Here is an 18,107-nt window from a genome sequence, read left to right as displayed (position 1 = left end):
AACACTCGCCCACAACGAATACCCAAGTCTGTGATTTCATTGAATCAATTAGTCGTAGTTACGCCTATTCGCTCCCCGACCACCCAACAGGACAGACGATGAAAGAACTGGTCTGGTTTCGTAACGACTTGCGGGTCGCCGACAACCCCGCCCTGACAGCGGCATGCAAACAGAATAACGGCGTACAGGCCTGCTTTGTGGTCACACCGCGCCAGTGGCAGGAACACGACTGGTCTCCCGCACGGGTTCAGTTCGTGATCGCCCACGCCAACGCTTTGGCCGAGGACCTGTCCGCGCTCGGCATCCCCCTGACGTTTATCCAGGCCCAAACGTTTGACGACAGCGTGGAAAAGCTCGAACAGTTTTGTCGGGAACAGGGCATTGTCCGACTCCACTTTAACGAGGAATACGGCATTAACGAACGCCGCCGGGACAAGGGCCTGAAGCAACGGTTGGACGAGCTGGGCGTGGATGTCTGCAAGTATCGCGATCAAACCGTTGCCCCGGTGGGCGCGGTGCTCACCCAACAGGATGAACCCTACTCCGTATTCACTCCGTTTTCTCGGCGCTGGAAGGCGTGGATTGAGGAAAACCAGCCGGTGGTTCTGCCTCGCCCTTCGTCGCAAGGTGCAGCGATCAAGCCAGAGAAGCTGACCGACATCCCGGACGCTTTCCGGGAGGCCCCCACGCCCCTCGTCGAAACCGGGGAAACCGCCGCGCATCAGCAACTTGAGACCTTTCTCGAAGAATCCGCCGGTCGGTACAAAGAAGACCGGGATTTCCCGGCTATTGATGGCACCAGCCAGCTTTCGCCCTACCTGGCCAATGGCGTTCTGTCCGGCCGGCAGTGCCTGCTCGCCGCCCGGGAAGCCCAAGGAGGCGGAGGCAACCAGGAGGGATACGTCACCTGGATCAGCGAAATCGCCTGGCGGGACTTCTACATCAACATTCTGTATCACTATCCCCGCATCAGTATGCACCGGGCCTTCAAACAAGAAACCGAGGCCCTTCAGTGGAACGATCCGGGTGATACATTCGAGGCCTGGAAAACGGGTAACACCGGGATACCTGTTGTTGATGCCGCCATGCGCCAGCTCAACAAGACAGGCTGGATGCATAATCGCCTGCGAATGATCGCCGCGATGTTCCTGACCAAGAACCTGTTTATTGACTGGCGGCTTGGCGAAGCCTACTTCATGTCCAAGCTGGTGGATGGATTCCTGGCCTCGAACAACGGCGGCTGGCAGTGGAGTGCCTCAACCGGAACCGATGCGGCGCCCTACTTCCGGGTGTTTAACCCCACCACCCAGAGTGAACGGTTCGACCCGAAGGGGCTGTTCATCCGCCAGTGGGTGCCCGAACTGGCGAAACTGGATAACAAGCGGATTCATGACCCCGGCAAGGGGGGCGTGATTCCCGGCGGGTATCCCAGGCCAATCGTGGACCTGAAGGAAAGCCGAAAAGAAGCAATAGCCAAGTTTCAGGCACTGAAGGATTGATTCAGGGGGGGGCAGGCAACTCAGGAGTCTACAGGAGAGACTGGCAGGCCTTGCCAGGCTCGACATACTCCCAGCTGCGGTCACTGCAGACCGCACACCGGGCACTCAGGATCACGCGCCAGCTTCATCTCCCGCCATTGCATGTCCCAGGCATCCAGAACCAGCAATCGCCCGACGAGCGGTGTCCCCACACCCGATACCATCTTGAGGGCTTCCATGGCCTGCGCCGAACCGATCATGCCCACCAGCGGTGCAATCACACCGGCCTGGGAGCAGCTCAGGTCTTCATTGCCCTGCTCGGGGTACAGGCAGTGGTAGCAGGGGCTTTCGTTATCGCGAGGATCAAACACCGCGAGCTGGCCTTCGCCACGGATGGCCGCACCGGATACCAGCGGCACACCGGCTTTCACGCAGGCGCGATTCAGGGCGAAGCGGGTGGCAAAGTTGTCACTGCAGTCCACCACCAGTGATGCTGCGGCAACCTTTTGATGCAACAAGTCCCCATCCAGACGCGCCGTGATGGCTTCCACGGCCACCAGCGGGTTGATCTGCCGCACCCGCTCGGCCAGGGCAGCGGCCTTCGGCTCGCCAAGTTGCAATTGATCGAACCCGATCTGCCGCTGCAGGTTGGCCAGCTCCACTATGTCGTCATCAACCAGGGTGAGGCTCCCTGCACCGGCAGCTCCCAGATACAAGGCAACGGGGCAACCCAGTCCGCCAGCGCCAACCACCAGAATGCTGGCCTCACGCAGCTTTGCCTGACCTGCCACATCAAAACGGGGCAACAGAATCTGCCGGCTGTAGCGAATCAGTTCCTCGTCGCTGAGCATGGAATTGTCCTTATGTTTGCGGTTCCTTAACGCCCTTGGAGGGCCACTGCCCGAGCGTCATACGCTCTTGATTACCATAGTCCTTTCGGCTTTCAACTGCACCAAAACCTCGATCTCGGAAGAGCGCCTGTACGGCATTCGCCTGATCGTATCCGTGCTCCACCAGCAGCCAACCGCCGGTATTCAGCCAATCCGGCGCCTGGTCGACGATCAGCCGCAAATCGTCCAGTCCATCCTGTCCGGCCACCAGCGCAGATGTCGGCTCAAAGCGCACATCGCCCTCCCCCAGATGGTGGTCATCCGCAGCAATGTAAGGAGGGTTCGACACAATGAGATCGAACCGACCTGGCGGCAGGCTCGCAAACCAGGAACTCTGGAACACCTGCACCGGCAGCCCATGCTCCCGGGCATTGCTCTTGGCCAGCTCAACCGCTTCTTCGACAACATCGCAGGCGGTCACCTGCCAGTTCGGTCGTTCACTGGCCAACGCCAGCGCGATGGCGCCGGTACCGGTGCCAAGATCCAGGACATTGGCTGATTCGGGAAGATCAAGTGTCAGGGCCTGCTCCACCAGACACTCGGTATCGGGACGGGGAATGAGGGTAGAAGGGCTTACACGCAAAGGCAGCGACCAGAACTCCTGATGGCCGAGCAAATGGGCGATCGGTCTGCCCGTGATACGGTCGAGCACCAGCCGCTCGAAGGATTCCGCCTGCTCCGGAGTAATTAGCCGCTCGGGCCAGGCACGAAAACTGGTACGACTCAGGCCGGTGATATGGCTGAGCAGAAGCTCTGCATCCAGCCGGGGGCTGTCACCGCCGATGCGCTCAGCGACCTTTCTTATCAGACTCTCACAGGTCAGTGAGGATTTACTGATCATCAGACAGCGAGGCGAGGAGTTCGGCCTGGTGCTCCTGCTGCAAAGGAACCACCACCGCGTCGAGATCACCGGACACGACCTCGTCCAGCTTATACAGCGTCAGGTTAATCCTATGATCAGTCACCCGCCCCTGGGGGAAGTTATAGGTGCGGATACGCTCGGACCGGTCACCACTGCCCACCAGGCTCTTGCGGGTTTCCGCCACTTCCTTTTGCTGGCGTTCAATTTCGACATTCTGCAACCGGGACGCCAGCAGACTCAGGGCCTTGGCGCGGTTCTTATGCTGGGAACGCTCTTCCTGACACTCCACCACGATGCCCGTAGGCAGGTGGGTAATCCGGATGGCGGAATCGGTTTTGTTAACGTGCTGACCACCCGCCCCAGAGGCACGGAAGGTATCCACCCGCAAATCCGCTTTGTTGATCTCCACCGCTTCGGCCTCATCGGCCTCGGGCATGACGGCCACGGTACAGGCCGAGGTGTGAATACGACCCTGGGATTCTGTTTCCGGAACCCGCTGAACCCGGTGGGCGCCGGACTCAAATTTCAACGCGCCGTAGACGCCCTCACCACCGACCCGGGCAATCACTTCCTTATAGCCACCGTGCTCGCCTTCACTCTCACTCAGAAGCTCCACCTGCCAGCGCCGCTTTTCAGCGTAGCGGCTGTACATGCGGAAAAGATCGCCGGCGAAGATCGCAGCCTCATCACCGCCGGTTCCCGCACGAATCTCGAGGAACACACTCTTCTTATCGTTCGGATCCTTGGGCAACATCAGACGCTGGAGTTCTTCATCCAGCTCTTCGCTCCTGGCCTGGGCCGCCTCCAGCTCCTCGGCAGCCATTTCGCGCATATCTGCGTCGCCATCCTCAGCCAGCTCCCGAGCGGCTTCAATGTCCGCAAGCGACTCCCGCCAGGCCTTGAAACATTGAACAATCGGCTCAATCTCGGCGAATTCCTGGGACAGCTCCCGGAATTTACTCTGATCGGAAATGACCGAGGCCTCGCTCAGCAACGCGCTGACCTCCTCGTAACGATCACTCAGATGATCGAGACGGTTTTCAATCGATGGTTTCATAGTTTTTCCGTGGTGGTCGGCTCGTCGGCTTCCAACGCGTCCAGCTGATGGAGCTCACGCAGCCACTCCGTGACCTCAGGGCGTCCTTCGGTGGTCGCTTTACGCACCTGGACCGAAGGTTCATGCAACAGTTTGTTGGTCAGGCCTCGGGCGAGGCTTCGCAGAATCGTCTCAGGGTCGCCGCCGCTGCGCAGTGACCGGAGAGCTTTCTCCGTTTCCATATCACGCAGAATCTCGGCACGGCGCCGGAACTGCTTGAGCGTCGAAACCGCATCCAGGGCACGCAACTGCTTCTGGAAATCCTGAACCCCTGCAGCCACCAGGTTTTCCGCCTCACGGGCAGCCCCTTCGCGGGAACGGATATTCTCTTCGATGACCTGGCGCAGATCGTCCACGGTATAGAGGTACACGTCATCCAGAGACGACACTTCCGGCTCAATGTCCCGGGGAACGGCGATGTCCACCATGAAATAGGGTTTGTGCTTGCGGGTTTTCAGGGCCCGCTCCACCGCGCCTTTACCCAGGATGGGCAAGGAACTGGCGGTAGAGGAAATGATGATATCGACGTCTGCCAGGTGTTCAGGGATATCGGACAACAACAGGCCCTGCCCACCATACTGGCCGGCAAGATTCTGCGCACGTTCCAGGGTGCGATTGGCCACCAGAAACTCGGTAACGCCGGCATCGGACAGGTGCTTTGCCACCAGCTCGATGGTATTGCCCGCCCCGATCAGCAGCGCTTTGTTACGGGACAGGTCGGAAAAGATATGCTGGGCCATACTGACGGCCGCATAGGCGACAGACACCGGGTTCTCACCGATGGCGGTCTGGGTCCGGACACGTTTTGCGACGGAGAAGGTCTGTTCAAACAACCGCGACAGGAAGGACCCGCTGGCCTGGTTTTCCCGCGCCAGGGCATAGGCGTCCTTCAGCTGGCCGAGAATCTGGGGTTCGCCCAGCACCATGGAATCCAGCCCTGCAGCAACTCGCATCATGTGACGAACCGCGTCGCCATCCCTGTGCACATAGAAGGACTGTTCAAGATCCGCCACATCCACATCATGAAAACCAGCCAGCCAGCGCAGGACCAGCGGTGCACAGTCGTCATCACCGGCCAGGTAAAGTTCGGTGCGGTTACAGGTGGAAAGGATGGCTGTTTCACTGGCGCCGGAGGCGGCGCGGAGTTCGGTGAACGCCTCGGCCATTCGCTCGGGCGTAAACGCAACGCGCTCGCGCAGCTCCACGGGAGCAGTACGATGATTGATACCGAGCGTAACCAGTGCCATATCGGGTTTGAACAACCTTACGGATTCAGGGGATATTTTCCGGCATTTTACCGGTCAGAGCCTGCTACTGCCACCATAAAGCCCTGTCGATTCGGGAAGTGCGGACAGGTTGGGCAAGATGAAAGGCTTATGCCATTATAGGGGCTCGGCCACGGCTGCGTGCTTTCTCGGCGTATAACAGTTATTCGCGGCCGTTACGCTTGACGCGCTGTCGACATAATCATGGGAAGATGCATGTACAAATTCGCACCACTGCTGACCAGCTGCCTGATCGCACTTTCGCTCACGGGCTGCGCCAGCCTGACCGGCCCTAACGAAGAGCCGGCAGAGCAAAAGGAACCGGCTCCAGCCGAGGCCGCAGGCGAACAGCAAGAAGCCATCGAATACGCGGAATTCGAGCCGGAAGTACTTTACCTCCTGCTGTCCGGGGAAATTGCAGCTCAGCGTGGTCGCTACGACATCACCCTCGTCAACTACCTCCAGGCCGCCAAGCGGTCCCGCGACAAGGGAGTCATCTCCCGCGCGATGCGGATTGCCCAGTCGCTTAATGGCGACAACGCACAGCAGCAACTGGCCAACCTCTGGCTTGAGGTCGAACCAGACAGCGTGGAGGCGCATCGCATCGCTGCCATCCAGGCGGTAAAAAGAAATGAACTGGAAGCGGCGCTCGGGCACATGGAAACCCTGATGGACCTGGGGGCCGATGCCGACTTCGACGCCCTAGCCATCATGGCCAGCAACCTTCCTCCCGAACGGCAGGCAGAGCTTCTGGCCCTTTACAAGGAAATGGCCGAGCAGCACCCCGAATCGGTGGAACTGGAATACAGCACTGCCTTACTGTTGAAAATGAACGGCAGCCCTGACGAAGCTCTCAGCCGCGTAAACGCCCTACTCGAGGACAACCCGAACTTTCAGCCGGGCATCACCCTCAAGGGCGATCTTCTCTACCAGACCGGACAAAAGAGAAAAGCCCTCGACTATCTGCTCACCAACACCCGACGCTACCCATCCAACCGCCAGATGGGCACCCTGTATGGCCGTGTACTGATTAACGAAGGGGAGGTTCGCGCCGCGCAGGACGAGTTCGATCGACTGGTCAACCAGTTTCCGGATACTCCGGGCCTGCGGTTATCCCATGCACTGGTGGCCATTGAAAACGGCGAGACAGATCTGGCTCGGGAAGACCTCACCCAGCTGATTGAAGAAGGTCACCATATCAGCGAAGCCAATTACTACCTCGGACGGATCGAAGACGGCGAAGGCAACATCCAGCCCGCCATCAACTACTATGGACGAGTGGCAGAAGGCAATTTCTACTTTTCCGCACTGGCTCGAAAGAGCGCGCTTCTTGCCGAGAACGATCAGCTCGACGAAGCAGTCAGCAACATACGCAATCTTCGCGAGGCCAACCCGGCACAGGATGAAAATTATCGCCTGCTGGAAGTCAACTTGCTGATGGAACAGGAAGAAGAGCAGACTGCGCTCGAAAGCGCCTCCCGAGCAGTAGAACTCTATCCCGAAAACATTCAGATCCGGTATGCCCGGGCCATGCTGCTGGACATGCAGGGGCAAACAGCCCCGGCGGAGGAAGACCTCCAGCTCATCATCAACCAGGATCCGGGCAACTCGGTAGCCCTCAACGCACTGGGCTACATCCTGACCACCAAGACTGACCGGCTGGACGAGGCCCGCAATTACATCGAACGGGCCCTGGCACTGGACCCGGAGAACCCGGCCATACTGGACAGCATGGGCTGGGTCCTGTTTCTTGAGGGCGATGTAGAGCAGGCACTGGACTACCTGTCCCGGGCATGGTCCGAATACACCGATCCGGAAATCGCCGCCCACTATGGCGAAGCACTGTGGACAACTGGCGCGCGCGAGCAGGCCCGCATCATCTGGAAAGAAGGGCTGGACATGGATCCGGATCACGAGATTCTCAGGGAAACCATCGAACGACTGACCGAAAGCAGCGACAATTAATGACACAGCTGATCCGCTTCTGGCTGCTCCTTCCATTGATCGCTCTCGTTTCCGCCTGTACCACCATACAGGTGGAACCATTACCAGAAGGCATGACTGAGCAACCCCCGGCCAACTGGACCGGGCGAAGCGAACAGCTTCGCCAGTTCGACCACTGGCGGTTGATGGGTAAACTGGCCATCCGCCAACCCTCTGACAGTGGTACGGCCCTGATTAACCAGTGGGTACAGAAGGGCGAGGTTTACGACCTCGCCCTGTCGTCATCGTTCCTCGGCATGGGCAGCACTCGACTGAAAGGTACGCCGGGATTCATTGAACTGACCCTTCCCGGTGGCGACATCTACCAATCCGGTGATCCGGAAGCCCTGGTCGAAGCAGCCACCGGCTGGCAACTGCCGCTGAACCATCTGATCTGGTGGATACGTGGACTGCCTGCCCCGGGCGAGGATTTTCGACTGCTGTTCGGCACCGATCAGCAACTGGCCATCATTCGCCAATCCGGCTGGGAAATCCGCTACGACCGCTGGCAACAATTCTTGCCCAGCCACCCGAGTCTGCCTGCGAAAATCACCGCCCTGAAGGACGACAAACGGGTTCGACTGGTCATCAGCGATTGGCGAGAACTCGGAAACACAAAGTGAAGACCTCGATTACCCTGCCATCTCCGGCAAAGCTGAACCTGTTTTTGCACATCGTTGGCCGCCGACCGGATGGCTATCACGAACTGCAGACCCTGTTTCAGTTTCTGGATTACGGCGACGACCTCACGTTCACCCTGACCCCCGACCAGCCGGGAGTCCGCCTGACCGAATCCCTTCCTGGCGTTACAGAGGAAGACAATCTGATCATCCGGGCAGCCAATGCGCTGATCGACCAGGCCAGGCACCCTCTTCCGGGCGTAGCCATCAGCATCGACAAGCGCCTTCCCATGGGGGGCGGACTTGGAGGCGGGAGTTCCAATGCTGCCACCACACTGGTAGGGCTGAATTACCTCTGGGAGCTGAACCTGTCTGCCGATGCACTGGCGGACATCGGCCTGAGCCTGGGCGCCGATGTGCCGGTATTCGTACGCGGCCATGCCGCCTTCGGTGAAGGCGTTGGCGAGCAGCTCACACCAGCCAATCCTCCCGAAGACTGGTTCGTTGTTCTCAAGCCAGACTGCAGCATCAACACCGGCAAGATTTTTTCCGAGGAAGGGTTGACAAGGGACACCCCGAGAATCAAAATAGCGCCCGCTTTTGAGGGAGACGCCTCGAGGTACCGAAACGACTGTGAGGATGTAGTTCGCAAACTGTATCCTGAGGTTAAAGAAAGCCTGGACTGGCTGACACAATTCGGACCTGCAAGATTAACCGGAACCGGGGCTTGCATTTTTGGACGTTTCCCGACAGAATCCGCAGCCCGGATTATCTGGGAAAGCAAACCCTCCGGCATCACGGGGTTCGTAGCTAGAGGGGTGAACATTTCACCTCTACACGAAAAGCTGACAGAGCTAAACTGATGCCAAGAAAGCACGATACTGGGGTGTCGCCAAGTGGTAAGGCAACGGGTTTTGATCCCGTCATGCGCAGGTTCGAATCCTGCCACCCCAGCCACCTCTCTCCCGCTCGCTCTGAATCAAACGCTGATACTGAGAAGGATGCCGTCGTGTCCAAACTGATGATTTTCGCTGGCAACGCCAATCCGGAACTTGCCAAGGCCATCGCGCAGAAACTGCACATTCCCATGGGCCAGGCCACCGTTGGCCGTTTCAGCGACGGCGAAACCGCTGTCGAAATCAACGAAAATGTGCGCGGCCATGATGTCTTCATCATCCAGCCGACCTGCTACCCGACCAACGATAACCTGATGGAACTGATCGTGATGGCTGACGCACTGCGTCGTGCTTCCGCGACTCGCGTTACTGCGGTAATCCCCTACTACGGATACGCACGCCAGGATCGCCGGGTACGTTCTACCCGGGTCGCCATCAGCGCCAAAGTCGTTGCCGATATGATTTCCAGCATCGGCGTGGATCGCGTACTGACCGTCGATCTGCACGCTGACCAGATTCAGGGCTTCTTCGACATTCCAGTGGACAACATCTACGCCACCCCGGTCATGCTCGAAGACATTGAAAAGCAGCGTTTTGAAAACTTCGTCGTGGTTTCACCAGACGTTGGCGGTGTCGTTCGCGCCCGCGCCGTGGCGAAGAAACTTGACGACGCCGACCTGGCCATCATCGACAAGCGTCGCCCGAAAGCGAACGTAGCCCAGGTCATGCATATCATCGGTGACGTCAAAGACAAGACCTGCATCCTGGTAGACGACATCATCGATACCGCCGGCACCCTGTGCAAAGCGGCCAACGCGCTCAAGGAACATGGTGCTTCCCGCGTCGTTGCCTACATCACCCACCCGGTACTGTCCGGACCGGCTATCGATAACATCAACGCCTCCACCCTGGATGAACTGGTTGTCTGCGACACCATTCCGGTGGATGACAAAGCCCGGAATTGTGATAGAATCCGCGTCCTCGGAATGGCCGGACTGCTGGCAGAGTCGATTCGTCGCGTCAGCAACGAAGAGTCCATCAGCGCCATGTTCGATAACGCCTGAACGACGTCCGGGAAACCGGGTTCAGGCCAGGAACGCAGTTAACGGATCGGGAGCCTACCATGGGCTCCCGATCCTTTTCGTCGGTCGGGAAAAATTTCCCGGCTATATTAACCATCATCTGAACCGAGCCTGGTCGCGGGCCGATCAGATGACACGTGAGGTAATACCATGTCTCAGGATTTTGTGATTGAAGCATTTCCTCGTGACGATCAGGGGAAAGGTGCGAGCCGCCGCCTGCGTCGCGAAGAGCGTAAGATTCCGGCCATCATCTACGGCGGCGGAAAAGACGCTGTTGCCATTTCCATCTGGCACAACGAGCTGAAGAAGGCCCTCGAAAACGAAGCCTTCTTCTCACACGTTCTGACCGTCGATATCGCGGGTAAGAAAGAAAGCGTCATCCTGAAGGACCTGCAGCGTCACCCGTACAAGCCGATCCTGACCCACGCTGACTTCCTGCGTGTGGACAAGGACCACGACATCCACGTCAACGTACCGCTGCACTTCATTAATGAAGAAACAGCGTCTGCCGTGAAGAATCAGGGTGGTATCGTGACCCACCAGATGAACGAAGTAGAAGTGATCTGTCGCCCGCAGAACCTGCCTGAGTTCATCGAAGTGGACATGCAGGACGTAGAAATGGACCAGGTCATTCACCTGAGCGACCTGAAACTGCCCAAGGGTGTTGTTATCGCTGCGTTGCAGCAAGGTGAGGACCACGACCTGCCGGTTGTTGCTATTCACATGCCCAAGGGCACCAAGGCTGACGAAGCCGAGGACGCCGAAGGCGAAGGTGAAGGCGAAGAAGGCGGCGAGGAGTAAGTTCTCCCGGGGCGACGGCACATGGCACAGGACATTCTCATGGTGGTGGGGCTGGGTAACCCCGGTTCCGACTATGAAAATACCCGCCACAATGCCGGCGCCCTGTTCGTCGAGGCACTGGCCCGCCATGCGGGCCAGTCGCTGCGCCCCGAGCGCAAATACCACGGGCTGTACGCCCGCATTCACTGGCAGGGCATGGACCTGCATCTTCTGAACCCCACCACCTTCATGAACCGCAGCGGCCTCTCCATCAAGGCACTGGCGGATTTCTTCAAGATCACCCCCGAGCAGATTCTCGTCGCCCACGACGAACTCGACCTGCCACCCGGTACCGCCAAGCTGAAAAAAGGCGGCGGACACGGTGGACATAACGGCCTGCGGGATACCATCAGCCATCTTAGCACTCGCGATTTCCAACGCCTGCGCCTCGGTATCGGACACCCCGGCGACAGCCGACAGGTGACCGGCTACGTTCTGGGCCGTTTTGGCAAGCGTGAGCATGAGCAACTGGACGCTGTGATTGATGAAGTGATTCGGGTGTTACCGGATGCGGCCAATGGCAAACTGGCGGCTGCCATGAACCGGCTGCACAGTTTCAAGTCCGAGTAACTCTTCCCCCTGCCCGAGGGCCTGGCGGCACCAACTCCGTATTCCTCCTACTCGCACCCCGGTGCCTCGACCGGTATAATCCTGCCACATTTTTTCAAGCATCAGCAGAGGCATTCCATGGGCTTTAACTGCGGCATCGTTGGCCTTCCCAACGTCGGCAAATCCACCCTGTTCAACGCGCTGACCAAAGCCGGCATTGGCGCCGAGAACTTTCCGTTCTGCACGATTGAACCCAACGCCGGCGTGGTCCCCATGCCGGACCCGCGCCTGAACAAACTGGCCGAGATCGTCAAACCCGAGCGCGTGGTGCCCACCTCCATGGAATTTGTGGACATTGCAGGCCTGGTGGCCGGTGCCTCCAAGGGCGAAGGCCTGGGCAACCAGTTCCTCGCCAATATTCGCCAGACCGATGCCATTGCCCACGTGGTCCGCTGCTTCGAAGACGACAACGTTATCCATGTCGCTAACAAGGTACACCCGGCTGCCGACATAGAGGTCATCAACACCGAACTGGCGCTGGCCGATATGGACACCGTCGAGAACGCCATCAAACGGGTACAGCGCGTCGCCAAGAGCGGTGACAAAACGGCCAAAGCCCAACTTGAGGTGTTCGAGAAACTTCTGCCGGTGTTGAACGAGGGTAAGCCCGTGCGCGGCATGGATCTGGCCGACGAAGAAAAAGCGCTGATCCGGGAGCTGTGCCTTCTGACCGTCAAGCCCACCATGTACATCGCCAACGTCAGCGAGGACGGGTTCGAGAACAATCCGTACCTGGATGAGGTAAAGGCCATCGCGGCAGAGGAAGGCGCCGTTGTCGTGCCCATCTGCAACAAAATTGAAGCCGAAATTTCCGAACTGGAGGATGACGAAAAGAGCATGTTCCTGGATGAAATGGGCATGGAAGAGCCTGGCCTGGACCGCGTGATTCGCGCCGGCTACAACCTGCTTGGCCTGCAGACCTATTTCACCGCCGGCGTTAAGGAAGTCCGCGCCTGGACCACCAAGATCGGCGCAACAGCGCCCCAGTCTGCCGGCGTGATTCATACCGATTTCGAGCGGGGCTTTATTCGGGCAGAGGTGGTCAGCTACGACGATTACGTGGCAGGCAACGGCGAAGCCGGTGCCAAGGAAGCGGGTAAATGGCGCCTGGAAGGCAAGGATTACATCGTTAAGGACGGCGACGTTATTCACTTCCGTTTTAACGTGTAATTTTTGCTGGAAAAAGCTGGCCGGAGGCCTTGACAGCCCCCGCACAAATGCTGAAAATACGCGCCTCGTTTGGGGCGATGCCCAGAACGATTTGGCAAGGTAGCTCAGTTGGTTAGAGCACAGCACTCATAATGCTGGGGTCGGCGGTTCGACTCCGCCCCTTGCTACCAGTTTTTCGAAAGCCCGCTTCCTAGCGGGCTTTTTTTTTGCCTCCATGGTGACCCGCCCTGACAAGAGCTAGTCGACATATCGACTCCCGCGACGAAACATTGAACCAGCTCCGAAAAAGGAGTCCGCAAGGTAGGCTTTCCAGCCCGTCGCGTCTACGATGGGAAACGAAGAAAACACACGTGGAACGGATACCCACCTATGCCCCAGGATTTCAGCGGCCCCAGACAGATAAAACTGCCCGGATACACATGTCTGGCGTTCAACGAACACAGTAAGGGTGTCCCCGTTGTTCTGATCCACGGACTGATCAGCTCGGTGTATTTCTGGCACCCGCCCCATTTATCCGTGTTTGGCGACCGTCCGGTCTACGCCATTGCCCTGCCCGGGCACTACCCCTCAGCAAGCCTTTCAAGCTCAGAGCAGATTAACGAGCAGCGACTCACGAACGCCCTGCTTGAGCAGATTGACACACTGATCGGCGACCAGCCATGCATCCTGGTCGGCCACTCCACAGGCGGGCAGGCCGCCCTTTTCGCCGCAACCCGGCATCCTGATCGTGTCCTGGGCGTCATCGCGATGGGAAGTGCCTTAACGGGGCAGGAAGAAAACGGGGTATATGCCGCCTTTCAGTGGCTGGCAACCCGCTTGGGCCAGATGGGGCTAGGCCTCGTGTCCATGATTCTGAAGATGAATTCCCTCTCGAAGCCCATTCATCGGCTGTTCATGCGGGATGTCGTGGCCTCTCCCGGGGAGTTTTTCGCCCACGCGGAGTTTCCGGGTTACCTGCAGTACTATTTCCCGGCGATGCAGAAAACCTGCCGGCGTTCCATGGGCATCTACTTCCGGGACCTGGTGAGGCTGGACCTTACCCCTCACCTGCCATCACTCAAGCGTCCAGCTCTCGTTCTATGCGGTAACAAAGATCCGTATGTTTCTATCGAGCGCACACACGAACTTGCAGATGCCGTTCCTGGCTCGCGAAAGGTGTTCATTGAAGGAAGTGGACATATGCCGATGTTCGAGAACTGGCCGGCGTACTCGAAAGCCATCACTGAGTTCATTCAGGGAATTCAGGACCACGGCCGGACCAAGGCGCAGAATCTGGTCGACAGAGGACACCCTCCGATTCCAGCCATACTTGGCCCATAACTAAAGAGTTAATGTGCGATCATCGGCACGTAAACCTGCACACTCCTCGCCCCTAGTAATACCGATTGGCCATCAGATCATTTTGCCCACCAGAGACCTGAATCCAGGCAGCCAGGGCATCGCCATCAGCACCCAGGGCGATGCCAGGCTCAAAGGGAGCACCGGAAACACCACTGATGCGTTCCCGGTCTTCCCACGCATTCTCGCCACGATCAAAACTTCGGGCATTTATGTAATACCCACCATCCTCACGCTGCACCCACACCACAACGGCATCGCCGTTGGCAGCCGCAACCTTTGGGTAGTCGGCCCGGTCAGCGGTGTTCTGAAGGTTGGTGATTCCCTGCCAGCCACCACTGAACCGGTTTACCTGAATGCGATAGCGTCCGTCACTGAATTGTCGCCATGTAACAAAGGCGTTGCCGCGACCATCCGTTGCTATGTGGGGCTGAACACCGTTGGGGACGCCCGAGCCGATACGCACCGCACCCGACCATCCTCCTGAGCCCACCACGCGACTTGCGTAGATATTTTGGTTGCCACCATCCGACTGCCTCCAGACAACAAAGGCCCGGCCTGACTGGTCCATCGCCAACTCCGGTGGGGCCGCGGAGTTCACGCTGGGGCCAACGGCCTCCGGACCACGCCATCCTGAACCTGTAATGAATCGATTCGCGTAGACAGTGAAGGTATTGAAGATGTTGAAAAGACTAACCCGCTGTCGCCAGACGACCACCGCGTTACCACTGGCATCCATGGCGACTTGCGGCCGGCGACTGTGATCAGAAAGGTTTTCAAGACGCACAGGGTCACCCCAGTCGCCCCTTTCCGGCGCCAACCGACTCGCGTAGATGTTGTTCGAGAGAGCCCCACGTTGCTGCCAGACTGCGATAGCCCCACCCCGGGCGTCCATAGCCACTCTGGGGTTACTGGCGTCGTCACCCCCGATGCGGGTGTCTTTTTCCCAAATTCCACGGCCTGCGTCGAATCGTCGGGCGTAGACGCGATCATTGTTCTCCTTACTCCAGACCACCACCGCATTGCCCGAAGGATCCATTGCCACATGGGGCCTGGCGCTGTCTTCCACCTTCCCTTTGATGCGCTCGATACTGCGCCATGAGCCGTCATCCCCATCGAAAATTCGGGCATACAGGTCCTCGTCCTGGACCCAGACAACAATGGCATCGCCTCTTGCGTTGCTGGCCAGTTGGGGCCCGATGACCGGGCCTGAGTCTGCGTCCAGGGCAACCGCGTCTGCCCAATATGGCCCGGAGGTGGTAAAGGACCATCGGTATGCTTCCCCCAGGGAGCTCCCGTTCAGATCAGCAACCTGATCATCCACAACCGCGTCGATGAGGGCTGTCTTTGGCAAGCGGTCTTCCGGTGAAAAATTCAGGGTATTGGTTTCCGCATCAAACCGAACGGCGCCGGGAACAGCCTCACCACCAGCGCTCAGCGTCAGGCTGCTGCCGGAAATACTGGTACCAAGGATGTCTTCACTAAACCGGACGCTGATATCAGCGGTGCGATCGACCTCGCCGGCATTGTTTTCCGGCGTAGTGGCAATAACCCGCGGCGGGCTTAGACGGGGTTCCGGGCCGCCGCTCGGGTCGGGGGCAGATCCACCGGACCCCGGATCGGCCCCGGGTATCTGGGCCGCCCCGGAGCCGGTGTCCTCTTTAAAGGTTGTCTCACTTTCGGTACAGCCAAACACGAGAGCACAGAGCGCCAGGATCACAGCGCTGGACGACGGTTTGGTATTCATGGCTCGGCTTCCTTGATCGCGCCAGGCGGAAGGTCGAAGGTCTCTTGGTGTCCAATTAACCAAGTAGTATAGAAACAATGTGATACTACGCACACTTTAAAACAACATTAAGAATGGTCTGCCCTGCCTTAGTCGCAGGCAGCCGCTCAGTGGGGCAACTCCAGCCGCCCCAGGGAGCGCCCACGTCAGTCATACCGGTTCGTTTGCAGCGCACTTCCGCCGTCGTTCACTTCAACCCAGCCAGCTACTGCGTCGGCATTCGGAGCCATCACGATCTCCGGCGCAAACAGCTCTATGGATGCACCGCTCAGGCGGGTGATGCTCCCCCACCCCCCTTCACTGGCCACGTAGGTCCGGGCTTCCGCGAAGAATCCGCTACCCTCACGCTGAGACCAGACAACAACCGCATCACCGCTTCCGCTGGTGGCGATACTGGGCATATCGGCCCGCTCAAGGTTGGCCTGTATCGTCGTCGCTCCCTGCCAACCGCTGCTAAACCGGTTAACCTGGATGCGAGAGCCACTGTTGTCGTAACGCTGCCAGACCACAAAGGCATTTCCCGGGCCATCGGCTGCTATATCCGGCCGGGTGACGCTGGCACCGGCAATACCGATGCGTTCAGCCACGCCCCAGTGACCAGACTCCGTCGTGGACGTCGCATAGATGCCCTGACTTCCGCCATCGTTCTGGCGCCACACGACGAAAGCCCGGCCCGCCGAGTCCACCGCCACCTGAGGTGACGCGACCGAATTGACGCCGTCACCGAGCGCTGCCACGCCCTGCCACACTCCGGAAACAAGCCGGTTGGCATGAACATCAAACGTGCTGAGGCTGCCGAAGGCAGACACCCTCTGTCGCCACACCACGACGGCCTCGCCATCGGCAGTCATGGCAACCGTGGGTTGGTGGCTTTCGTCGGGATGAGTATCAATCCGATCGAGGGCTGCCCAGTTTTCACTGCCTGCGGAAAGACGGCCGGCGAAGATACTCAATGCCTGGCCATCGCGCTGCTGCCATACGGCCAGCGCATTACCTTGGGCATCCATGGCCACCTGCGGATAATCTGCCTCCCCGGCCAGATTGCCAACACGGCGTTCGCTTTCCCAGCTACCCAGCAGGGTGCTCCATCGCCTTGCGTAGAGTGCCCCATCGTCAGCGTTATTCCAGATCACAACGGCATCGCCCGTCGGGCTCATGGCAGCATGAGGCCTCGCTGTAGCGCCGGCATTGCTGCCCACACGTTCTGCACTCAACCAGTTTCCGGAGGCTGCATCAAAGCGGCTGGCGAAGACATGCTGGTTCTGCACCCACACCACGAGGGTATCGCCGTCGTCATTGGCAGCAAACTGCAGGTTCGAGAGCGGGCCGGAACTGACTTGCAGCACTTCCCCATCACCCCAGGAAGCGCCTTCGGTCATGAAGGACCAGCGGTACTCGGCACCCAGCACATTGCCTTCAATATCCGCCACGCCCTCGTCGACGGTTGCCTCTACCCGAGTCGACTTCGGCAGCTTTTTCTCTGGCGTAAAGGCCAGAATGTTGGATTGGGCATCGAATTGCAGAGCCCCATCGACTGGCTGGCCATCGGCACTGAGAGTCAGGCTGTTGTCACTGACACTGGTAACCAGAATGTCTTCTCCAAACTGGGCACTGACCGTATCCGTCCGGTCAACGTCGAGCGCTTCACTTTCAGGCGTTGTAGCAATAGCGATCGATGTTGACGCTCCCACCAAAGGCTCCTGGAATACCAGCGGTTCGAACGCAAGTGACTGCCCCTCAACGAGCAGTGGACCTGTATCGCCATCAGGTTCCGGCTCAGGTTCCGGTTCTGGCTCCGGAGGTGGCGGCCCCGGCTCCGGTTCAGGCTCCGGTTCCGGCTCAGGTTCCGGCTCAGGTTCCGGTTCCGGTTCCGGTTCCGGCTCAGGTTCCGGTTCCGGTTCCGGCTCAGGTTCCGGTTCCGGCTCAGGTTCCGGTTCCGGTTCCGGCTCAGGTTCCGGTTCCGGTTCCGGCTCAGGCTCTGGTTCCGGCTCAGGCTCTGGTTCCGGCTCAGGCTCTGGTTCCGGCTCAGGCTCTGGTTCCGGCTCAGGCTCTGGTGGTGGCGGAGGCGGAGGCGGAGGTGGTGGAGGTTCCGGTTCTGGCTCCGGCTCCGGTTCAGGCTCCGGTTCAGGCTCCGGTTCAGGCTCCGGTTCAGGCTCCGGTTCAGGCTCCGGTTCAGGCTCCGGTTCAGGCTC

16 protein-coding genes and 2 tRNA genes are annotated in these 18,107 nt (G+C 59.0%); 12 read left to right on the top strand and 6 right to left on the bottom strand.

Going from position 1 to position 18,107, the window contains the following annotated elements; all coding sequences use genetic code 11:
* The first annotated feature begins 98 nt into the window (after positions 1 to 98).
* A complete protein-coding gene (gene phrB / locus K8I84_RS00600) occupies positions 99 to 1,499 on the top strand; it encodes a deoxyribodipyrimidine photo-lyase (RefSeq protein WP_223792783.1) in 1,401 nt (466 codons plus the stop codon).
* An 80-nt stretch (positions 1,500 to 1,579) separates the two neighbouring features.
* Here the strand turns inward: phrB and K8I84_RS00595 are convergent, their stop codons facing one another.
* From K8I84_RS00595 to hemA, 4 genes are read right to left on the bottom strand one after another with little or no spacing between them, the layout of a single operon-like run.
* Entirely contained in the window at positions 1,580 to 2,329 is a 750-nt protein-coding gene (locus K8I84_RS00595; protein WP_223792782.1) for a HesA/MoeB/ThiF family protein, read from the bottom strand.
* Positions 2,330 to 2,339: 10 nt separating this feature from the next.
* Positions 2,340 to 3,209, bottom strand: a complete 870-nt coding sequence (prmC, locus tag K8I84_RS00590; protein WP_223792781.1) for a peptide chain release factor N(5)-glutamine methyltransferase — start codon at positions 3,207 to 3,209, stop codon at positions 2,340 to 2,342.
* Complete coding sequence (gene prfA, locus K8I84_RS00585; RefSeq protein ID WP_223792780.1) at positions 3,199 to 4,287, bottom strand: peptide chain release factor 1; 1,089 nt, start codon at positions 4,285 to 4,287, stop codon at positions 3,199 to 3,201. Before prfA ends, prmC begins: the two co-directional genes overlap by 11 nt.
* Entirely contained in the window at positions 4,284 to 5,573 is a 1,290-nt protein-coding gene (gene hemA, locus K8I84_RS00580; protein ID WP_223792779.1) for a glutamyl-tRNA reductase, read from the bottom strand. The genes prfA and hemA overlap by 4 nt, the downstream gene beginning before the upstream one ends.
* 234 nt (positions 5,574 to 5,807) lie before the next feature.
* Between hemA and K8I84_RS00575 the strand changes: the two genes are divergently transcribed.
* The 10 genes from K8I84_RS00575 (at position 5,808) to K8I84_RS00530 (ending at position 14,111) form a co-directional block, all read left to right on the top strand.
* Complete coding sequence (locus tag K8I84_RS00575; protein ID WP_223792778.1) at positions 5,808 to 7,556, top strand: tetratricopeptide repeat protein; 1,749 nt, start codon at positions 5,808 to 5,810, stop codon at positions 7,554 to 7,556.
* Positions 7,557 to 7,564: 8 nt separating this feature from the next.
* Positions 7,565 to 8,197, top strand: coding sequence for a lipoprotein insertase outer membrane protein LolB (gene lolB / locus K8I84_RS00570; RefSeq protein WP_223793701.1), 633 nt, complete (start codon positions 7,565 to 7,567; stop codon positions 8,195 to 8,197).
* Complete coding sequence (gene ispE / locus K8I84_RS00565) at positions 8,194 to 9,057, top strand: 4-(cytidine 5'-diphospho)-2-C-methyl-D-erythritol kinase (RefSeq protein ID WP_223792777.1); 864 nt, start codon at positions 8,194 to 8,196, stop codon at positions 9,055 to 9,057. The genes lolB and ispE overlap by 4 nt, the downstream gene beginning before the upstream one ends.
* A 19-nt stretch (positions 9,058 to 9,076) precedes the next feature.
* Positions 9,077 to 9,151 (top strand) — tRNA-Gln (locus tag K8I84_RS00560).
* A 52-nt stretch (positions 9,152 to 9,203) separates the two neighbouring features.
* Positions 9,204 to 10,154: a ribose-phosphate pyrophosphokinase gene (locus K8I84_RS00555; RefSeq protein ID WP_223792776.1), complete on the top strand. Its 951-nt coding sequence runs from the start codon at positions 9,204 to 9,206 to the stop codon at positions 10,152 to 10,154.
* A gap of 168 nt (positions 10,155 to 10,322) precedes the next feature.
* Positions 10,323 to 10,973 carry a 50S ribosomal protein L25/general stress protein Ctc gene (locus K8I84_RS00550; protein ID WP_223792775.1) on the top strand — a complete coding sequence of 217 codons (651 nt, stop codon included), beginning with the start codon at positions 10,323 to 10,325 and terminating at the stop codon, positions 10,971 to 10,973.
* Between the two features lie 21 nt (positions 10,974 to 10,994).
* A complete protein-coding gene (gene pth / locus K8I84_RS00545; RefSeq protein WP_223792774.1) occupies positions 10,995 to 11,582 on the top strand; it encodes an aminoacyl-tRNA hydrolase in 588 nt (195 codons plus the stop codon).
* Between the two features lie 117 nt (positions 11,583 to 11,699).
* On the top strand, positions 11,700 to 12,791 hold the full coding sequence (gene ychF, locus K8I84_RS00540; protein WP_223792773.1) for a redox-regulated ATPase YchF: 1,092 nt from the start codon (positions 11,700 to 11,702) through the stop codon (positions 12,789 to 12,791).
* Between the two features lie 93 nt (positions 12,792 to 12,884).
* A tRNA-Met gene (locus K8I84_RS00535) sits at positions 12,885 to 12,961 on the top strand.
* Positions 12,962 to 13,160: 199 nt separating this feature from the next.
* Positions 13,161 to 14,111: an alpha/beta fold hydrolase gene (locus tag K8I84_RS00530; RefSeq protein ID WP_223792772.1), complete on the top strand. Its 951-nt coding sequence runs from the start codon at positions 13,161 to 13,163 to the stop codon at positions 14,109 to 14,111.
* Positions 14,112 to 14,163: 52 nt separating this feature from the next.
* Here the strand turns inward: K8I84_RS00530 and K8I84_RS00525 are convergent, their stop codons facing one another.
* Together K8I84_RS00525 and K8I84_RS00520 are read right to left on the bottom strand one after the other, a co-directional pair.
* Complete coding sequence (locus K8I84_RS00525) at positions 14,164 to 15,876, bottom strand: Ig-like domain-containing protein (RefSeq protein WP_223792771.1); 1,713 nt, start codon at positions 15,874 to 15,876, stop codon at positions 14,164 to 14,166.
* A gap of 185 nt (positions 15,877 to 16,061) precedes the next feature.
* Positions 16,062 to 17,606, bottom strand: a complete 1,545-nt coding sequence (locus K8I84_RS00520) for an Ig-like domain-containing protein (protein WP_223792770.1) — start codon at positions 17,604 to 17,606, stop codon at positions 16,062 to 16,064.
* A 35-nt stretch (positions 17,607 to 17,641) separates the two neighbouring features.
* On the opposite strand from K8I84_RS00520, the gene K8I84_RS00515 reads away from it, so the two are divergent.
* The coding region (locus K8I84_RS00515; protein ID WP_223792769.1) for a hypothetical protein at positions 17,642 to 18,107 on the top strand (466 nt) is incomplete at its 3' end.

It is taken from the genome of Marinobacter sp. F4216, assembly GCF_019931195.1.
Taxonomy (GTDB): domain Bacteria; phylum Pseudomonadota; class Gammaproteobacteria; order Pseudomonadales; family Oleiphilaceae; genus Marinobacter; species Marinobacter suaedae.
This window is presented reverse-complemented; position numbering and strand designations above follow the sequence as displayed.

What these genes read in the sequence shown, in the direction of transcription:
- K8I84_RS00530 (WP_223792772.1), top strand. Translation starts at nt 13,161, where the DNA reads ATGCCCCAGGATTTCAGCGGCCCCAGACAGATAAAACTGCCCGGATAC.
- phrB (WP_223792783.1), top strand. Translation starts at nt 99, where the DNA reads ATGAAAGAACTGGTCTGGTTTCGTAACGACTTGCGGGTCGCCGACAAC.
- prmC (WP_223792781.1), bottom strand. Translation starts at nt 3,209, where the DNA reads ATGATCAGTAAATCCTCACTGACCTGTGAGAGTCTGATAAGAAAGGTC.
- pth (WP_223792774.1), top strand. Translation starts at nt 10,995, where the DNA reads ATGGCACAGGACATTCTCATGGTGGTGGGGCTGGGTAACCCCGGTTCC.
- K8I84_RS00595 (WP_223792782.1), bottom strand. Translation starts at nt 2,329, where the DNA reads ATGCTCAGCGACGAGGAACTGATTCGCTACAGCCGGCAGATTCTGTTG.
- ychF (WP_223792773.1), top strand. Translation starts at nt 11,700, where the DNA reads ATGGGCTTTAACTGCGGCATCGTTGGCCTTCCCAACGTCGGCAAATCC.
- K8I84_RS00525 (WP_223792771.1), bottom strand. Translation starts at nt 15,876, where the DNA reads ATGAATACCAAACCGTCGTCCAGCGCTGTGATCCTGGCGCTCTGTGCT.
- prfA (WP_223792780.1), bottom strand. Translation starts at nt 4,287, where the DNA reads ATGAAACCATCGATTGAAAACCGTCTCGATCATCTGAGTGATCGTTAC.
- K8I84_RS00550 (WP_223792775.1), top strand. Translation starts at nt 10,323, where the DNA reads ATGTCTCAGGATTTTGTGATTGAAGCATTTCCTCGTGACGATCAGGGG.
- hemA (WP_223792779.1), bottom strand. Translation starts at nt 5,573, where the DNA reads ATGGCACTGGTTACGCTCGGTATCAATCATCGTACTGCTCCCGTGGAG.
- K8I84_RS00575 (WP_223792778.1), top strand. Translation starts at nt 5,808, where the DNA reads ATGTACAAATTCGCACCACTGCTGACCAGCTGCCTGATCGCACTTTCG.